The organism is uncultured Parolsenella sp. (assembly GCF_958346945.1).
In the GTDB taxonomy this organism is placed as follows: Bacteria; Actinomycetota; Coriobacteriia; order Coriobacteriales; family Atopobiaceae; genus Parolsenella.
This window is the reverse complement of the sequence record NZ_CATVTL010000012.1, coordinates 41,484-48,338: the sequence shown is the minus strand read 5'-3', so window position 1 is coordinate 48,338 and position 6,855 is coordinate 41,484. Positions and strand designations below refer to the sequence as shown.

Annotated in this window: 4 protein-coding genes; 2 read left to right on the top strand and 2 right to left on the bottom strand. The window is 63.9% G+C overall.

Annotated elements, in window-relative coordinates; genetic code table 11:
- Positions 1–516 precede the first annotated feature (516 nt).
- Complete coding sequence (gene guaA / locus Q3866_RS06845; protein ID WP_301830612.1) at positions 517–2,112, bottom strand: glutamine-hydrolyzing GMP synthase; 1,596 nt, start codon at positions 2,110–2,112, stop codon at positions 517–519.
- 240 nt (positions 2,113–2,352) lie between these two features.
- On the opposite strand from guaA, the gene Q3866_RS06840 reads away from it, so the two are divergent.
- Positions 2,353–3,864, top strand: coding sequence for an LCP family protein (locus Q3866_RS06840; RefSeq protein WP_301830610.1), 1,512 nt, complete (start codon positions 2,353–2,355; stop codon positions 3,862–3,864).
- A 23-nt stretch (positions 3,865–3,887) separates the two neighbouring features.
- A complete protein-coding gene (locus Q3866_RS06835; RefSeq protein WP_301830608.1) occupies positions 3,888–5,270 on the top strand; it encodes an LCP family protein in 1,383 nt (460 codons plus the stop codon).
- 468 nt (positions 5,271–5,738) lie between these two features.
- Here Q3866_RS06835 and ychF read toward each other — a convergent pair whose 3' ends face one another.
- Positions 5,739–6,815 (bottom strand): redox-regulated ATPase YchF, encoded by a 1,077-nt coding sequence (gene ychF / locus Q3866_RS06830; protein WP_301830606.1) that lies wholly within the window; start codon positions 6,813–6,815, stop codon positions 5,739–5,741.
- Between the last annotated feature and the right edge of the window lie 40 nt (positions 6,816–6,855).

Here is a 6,855-nt window from a genome sequence, read left to right as displayed (position 1 = left end):
CATGCAAAGGCATTTTCGGCGCACCTGGGGAGTAAATGACGCGGTGGCTTACATGGCGGCACACGGCGGTACCCCGCGGCATTTCCCCTGATTACTCCCGCTTTCCTTGAGACGGTGAGATTCTTTACTCCCCATTAACGACCTGGGAAAACGCCGCACAGAGACCGTCAAAAGGCCTATTGAGTTCGATTTGAGTTTCAAAGGACCTAAAACGGCCCCTTTTCGTTCTCGGGGACAAAAATCGCGCGTCTACTCACTCGGGATAAATCCTTACTCCCATTCCTCCGAATACCGCCCCGTGCCTTGCCGTCTCGAAACACGGGGAGTAAATCGCGAAATTGCAGGTGAAAGGGAGTAAATAGCCAAAGAAAAAGCCTCCGTTCCGACGCGGGAACAGAGGCTCGATAATCGGATTTACTCACCAATGTCGCTGGCGGCTTTGCCGTGACTCTCGTACAAAACGAAACTCAGCAGCACAGTGCGGCACTCAAAAATACAGGTCAGAACCCTGTCAGACTACTCCCACTCGATCGTCGCGGGCGGCTTGCTCGTGATGTCGTAGCACACGCGGTTGGCGCCAGGGACCTCGGCCACGATGCGACCGGAGATCCTCGCCAGCACGTCGTAGGGCAGCTTGGCCCAGTCGGCCGTCATGGCGTCGCTCGACTCAACGGCACGCAGGATGATCGGGCGCTGGTAGGTACGCTCGTCGCCCATGACGCCCACGGACTTGATGTCAGGAAGCACCGCGAAGTACTGCCAGCAGCTGTGCTCGGAGTTGCGGTCGCCCGTCTCCTCAAAGAGGCGCTGGTTGTAGGCGTCGAGCTCCTCGCGCACGATGGCGTCGGCGTTCTTCAGGATCTCGAGCTTCTCCTTGTCCACCGCGCCGATGATGCGGATGGCAAGGCCCGGGCCCGGGAACGGCTGGCGGAACACGATGTGCTCGGGCAGGCCCAGCGCCAGGCCCAGCGCGCGGACCTCGTCCTTGAAGAAGTGGTCCAGCGGCTCGATGAGGTCAAAGTGCACACCGTCCGGGAACGGAATGAGGTTGTGGTGGCTCTTGATGGTGCTCGCCTTACCGCCCGTCTTGCGCGCGCCAGACTCGATGATGTCCGGGTAGATGGTGCCCTGGGCGAGGTACTTCACCGGCTTGCCATCGGTCTCGAGCTGCTGGGCAACGGCGAAGAACTCCTTCCAGAACTGCGTACCGATGATGCGGCGCTTCGCTTCCGGCTCGGTAACGCCAGCGAGGAGGTCAGCGTAGCGGTCCTCAGCGTGCACGTGGATGAAGTCAACGTCGAACTGCTTGGTGAAGACCTCCTCGACCTGCTCGGGCTCGCCCTTGCGCAGCAGGCCGTGGTTGATGAACACGCAGGTCATCTGCTTGCCCACGGCGCGCGCGCCGAGGGCAGCCACCACGGAGGAGTCCACGCCGCCGGACAGCGCGAGAATCACGCGGTCGTCGCCGACCTTCTCGCGGAACTGCGCCGTCATGGTCTCCACGAGGTTGTCCATGGACCAGTTGGCCTCGAGCCCGCAGATGCCAAACAGGAAGTTCTTGAGCAACTGCTGCCCGTACTCGGTGTGCTTGACCTCGGGGTGGAACTGCGTGGTGTAGATTTTGCGCTCGGCGTTCTCCATGGCGGCCACGGGGCACACGTCGGTGCTCGCCGTCACCACAAAGCCCTCGGGCACGTTGTTCACGGCGTCAAAGTGGCTCATCCAGACCGTCTGGTTCGCCGGGGCGTCGGCGAACAGCTTGCTGTCGGCCTTCACGTGCAGCTCGGCGCGGCCATACTCGCCCACCTCGGGGTGGAACACGGTGCCGCCCAGCGTCACGGCCGTAATCTGATGGCCGTAGCAGAAGCCCAGCACGGGAATGCCCAGCTCGTAGATCTTGGGGTCAACGCGCGGCGCGTCCTCGGCGTTCACGCTCGCGGGCCCACCGGACAGGATGATGGCGCTGGGACCGGCCGCAGAGATCTCCTCGGCGGTGGCGTCACAGGGCATGATCTCGGAGTAGACATGCAGGTCACGAACGCGACGAGCTATGAGCTGGCCATACTGTGCGCCAAAGTCGAGAACGATGACCTTCTGCTGACTTGTCTGCATGAACCCTCCTGGAACGCGAATTTGCTTGCGTGCGGCAGCGGGCCGCATCTATACAATCCGTCTAATCATACGACATCGCATGTCGCACGTGTGAACATCGCTTAGCTTTCCTGTGGACTTTCCGCAGCTTTACGCCCGTGCTAGTACCATTTGTTCGTTGAATTCAAATCTCGCGCGCGAGCAGAGCCGCCCGATGCCGCCGAGCCGGTGCGGCCGCCCGCGTAGGAACAAGGAGCGCACATGCCCAGGCACCACGCGCAGAACTCTCACAGCTCTCACATGAAGAACAACGCCGCCGGCAACAGGCCCGCCACCAGCGACTTCTCCCGCGCACAGGCCACCGAGCGCTACTCGGGCGCTCGCCGCAAGCGTGGTCGTCGCCGCGGCCTCAAGGTCTTCCTCATCACCATCGTTGTCATCGCGGCCCTTGGCTGCACGGCCGCCTTCGCCTTCATGGCGCGCTTCTCGGGCAGCTTTGGCATGTCGGGCGACTCTGCCCTCCACGGCACCCTCACCGAGGCCACCTCGGGCGACCCGTTCTACATGGTGCTCATCGGCGTCGACAAGGACGAGGCCCGCGCCGAGGGCAGCGAGTATGGCTCCGCCGACAGCGCCTACCGTACCGACACGATTCTTCTCGCCCGCGTCGACCCAACCGAGAAGCAGGTGACGCTCGTCTCGATTCACCGTGACACCCTCATCGACTTTGGCAGCTACGGCAAGCAGAAGATCAACTCCGCCTACTCCATTGGCTCCGAGCGCAAGGAGGCCGGCGAGGAGGGCGTCTCGGGCGCCTCGTACACCGTCGAGACCATCTCCAAGTTCGCCGGCGTGCCCATCGCCCACTACGCAGAGATCGACCTCGACCAGTTCATCTCGGTGGTCGACACGATCGGCGGCGTCGAGGTCAACGTGCCGGTGGACGTCTACGACCCCGAGTACACCGGCGCCGACATCAAGGCCGGCGTGCAGACCCTCAACGGCGACCAGGCCCTGAAGCTGTGCCGCGCGCGCCACGCCTACGACAAGTACGGTGACGGAGACGCCTACCGTGCCGCCAACCAGCGCATGGTCATTGGCGCCATTCTCAAGAAGGTCCTCGCGAGCGACCCCGCGACCATCGCCAGCACCGTCACCACCCTGGCCGATGCCGTGCAGACGGACCTCTCAATCTCTGACATCGTGTCGCTGGCCACGCAGTTCCAAGGCTTTGACATGAGCACCAACATGTTCAGCGGCATGGAGCCTACCAACTCCAAGTACGTCAACGACACCTGGTACGAGATCTGCGACACCGCCGCGTGGAAGAAGATGATGACCCGCGTGAACCAGGGCCTCTCCCCTTACGAGAACGAGGACGAGGACATCACGTTGGGCGTTGCAGGCGCGGGCACTGCAACCAAGAATGCCAACGGCACCACGAGTGCGTCCGAGACGGGCACAAGCTCGTCCGAGAGCGCCGAGACCGACTACTCCGGCTCGGTTGCCGTCCTCAACGGCGCAGGCGTGAGCGGGCTTGCCGGCCGCATCGCCGCCACCCTCGACAACCAGGGCTTCAACGCTACCTCCGACACCGCCGACTCCTACGACTACGGCACCACGAGCATCCTGTACGTGGGCGACGCCAACAAGGCCAAGGCCCAGGCCGTGGCCGACACGCTGGGGCTTTCCAACGTCGTGGCGGACGACGGCACCTACTCCGGCACCGCCGACGTCGTGGTGATCCTCGGCGCCGACATGGCCAACCACTAGCCAAAACGTAACCGGGAGGCCCCATGGCAAGGCGCGAGCACAGGCACATGAGCTCGGAGCAGCAGCGTGCCGCGGGGCGCGCCGCACGCAGCCGAGGCGAGCTTGGCAATGCCGAACCAAACCGGCAGGTGAGCTATCCCGTCGCCGATTATCCCGATCAAGGCTACGGCTCCCAGGACTATGGCTCGCAGGAGGGCCGCTATCCCGCCCCCAATGCCCGCCATCCCCAGGGTTGGGCGGACGGCTACGGACAGGGCGACCGGCAGGCGCGCCGAACCGTCTCCGAGGGCGAGGTCTACGACGCCTCTCGCTATCGCCGGATGCGCCAGCAGCGCGAGGAGGCAACGCCCCTGGGCCGCATTCGCAAGGCGGCGCAAGACCGCGAGCGCGCCCAAGCGTATAGCGAAGACAGTCCCGAGCGCAGGCATGGCCTTGACGGGCACCGCGCCCTCAAGTATGCGAAGCGCACACTCATTGGCGTACTCGTTGCCCTTTTTGCGTTCTCGGTGCTCATCACGATGAGGCTCGGGTCTGGCATTTCGCTCGAGACCCGCGGCGCACTGACGCCGGCGCTGCCGGGCACCCCGTTTTACATGCTGCTCGTTGGCACCGACAAATCGGCCGACCGCGTGGAGAACAACAGCACGGACGGCGTCTACCGCACCGACTCGATCATCCTGGCGCGCGTCGACCCCATCGCGGCCAAGCTAACGCTCGTCTCGATTCAGCGCGACACGGCCGTAGACCTGGGTGGCGACTACGGCACCCAGAAGATCAACGCGGCCTACACCTATGGCGGGGCTCCCCTGCTCATCAAGACCGTGTCCCAGCTTGCCGGCGTGCCCATCGCCCACTACGCAGAGATCGACCTCGACCAGTTCATCTCGGTGGTCGACACGATCGGCGGCGTCGAGGTCAACGTGCCGGTGGACGTCTACGACCCCGAGTACACCGGCGCCGACATCAAGGCCGGCGTGCAGACCCTCAACGGCGACCAGGCCCTGAAGCTGTGCCGCGCGCGCCACGCCTACGACAAGTACGGAGCAGGCGACTATTACCGCACGGCCAACCAGCGCATGGTGCTGGGCGCCATTCTCAAGAAGGCCCTGAGCGGCAACCCCTTCACGCTGCTGGCGACACTCAACACCGCGAGCAACAGCGTGTCCACCGACATCACGGGCATCGAGCTCATGCTGTTGAGCGCTCGCTTTGTTGGGTTCGACATGAGCACGAACCTCTACTCGGCTCTTGAGCCCACTACCAGCAGCTATGAGGGCGGTATCTGGTACGAGCGTGTAGACGAGGCAAAGTGGCAGACCATGATGAGCCGCGTGGGCCAGGGACTGCCGCCCTACGAGGACAGCTCCGAGGACCCCACCGCCGGCGTCGCCGCCAACGCAAACTAGGCTCGACAAGCGGCGTAGCCATTAGGCAGAATGCGGCTCGGCCAAATAACACGCCAAATAGGTAACCTCACTCGGCGTCCTCCAAAGTGGCCAGGCTTCTCACCCAGCAAACCGCCAGTTGGCTGCTGCCAACATAAGGGGGCTGCTCGGCATCATCGTCAGAGGTTACCTACTTGCTGTCTTTTTTCGATTTGCGCATCAAATCCCTAAAAAATGAGGCTGGCACCAGCCAGCCTCATTTTTCCCTACACCCCGGCAACCGGACCTAGTAGTAGCCCGGCGACGCAGCGTCCTCGCAACACCGTAAACAGCAGGCGGGCCTGGACAACCCTCGCAAACGACAGGCGGGGCGGAGCATGCCGAAGTGAAAGGCTAAGAGAGATTGCGCAGCAATCTGTCCTTTCACGAAGGCATGCTCTGCCCCGCCATCGAGCGTCTAGGCCAAACCAGGCCCGTCGTCGAACACGTCTACACGTTGAAGCGGAAGTGCATGACGTCGCCGTCAGCCACGACGTAGTCCTTGCCCTCCATACGGAGCTTGCCGGCAGCCTTGCAACCCTGCTCGCCACCCAGCTCAACGTAGTCCTCGTAGCTCGCGACCTCGGCCTTAATGAAGCCGCGCTCGAAGTCGGAGTGGATGACGCCGGCGGCCTGCGGGGCCTTGGCGCCCACGGGAATCGTCCAGGCCTTGACCTCCATCTCACCAGCCGTGAAGTAGCTCTGCAGGCCCAGCGTGCTGTAGGCAACGCGCGCGAGGACGTCCAGGCCGCTCGCCTCGATGCCCAGGTCGGCCAGGTACTCCGCGGCCTCCTCGGCGTCGAGCTCGGACAGCTCGGCCTCGATCTTGGCGCACACGGGAATGGGCTTGATGCCATCGATGGGGGCCAGGTCCTCGCCCAGCGCATCCTCGTCGACGTTCGCCACGTAGATGATTGGCTTGAGCGTGAGCAGGAAGAGCTCGCGGGCGGCGGCGCGCTCGTCATCGGTCATGTCCATGGTCGCGGCGCGGTTGCCGTCGTTCAGCCACTCTACCAGGCGCTTTGCCACCTCGAGCTTGGGCGCGAGCTCCTTGTCGCGGCGCGCCTCCTTCTCGAGCTTGGGAATCTGCTTCTCGAGCGTCTGGATGTCGGCGAGGATGAGCTCGGTCATGATCGTGTCGGCATCGCCCGCGGGGTCGACGAAGTCCGCCGTGCGGCCAACCTCGCGCATGACGTTGGTGTCGGAGAAGTAGCGCACGACCTCGCAGATCGCATCGGTCTCGCGGATGTTGGCGAGGAACTGGTTGCCCAGGCCCTCGCCCTCGCTGGCGCCCTTCACGAGGCCGGCGATGTCCACGAACTCGACCGTCGCGGGCACGATGCGGCCCGGGTGCACGATGTCGGCGAGCTTCTGCAGGCGCGCGTCGGGCACGTCGACGATGCCCACGTTGGGCTCGATCGTGGCGAAGGGGTAGTTGGCCGCAAGACCGCCCTTCTTGGTGAGGGCCGTGAACAGGGTGGACTTGCCAACGTTGGGCAGACCAACGATGCCGATGGAGAGAGACACATTCATTCCTTCCCGAGCTGCCGGGCGCCTGGCCCAGCTA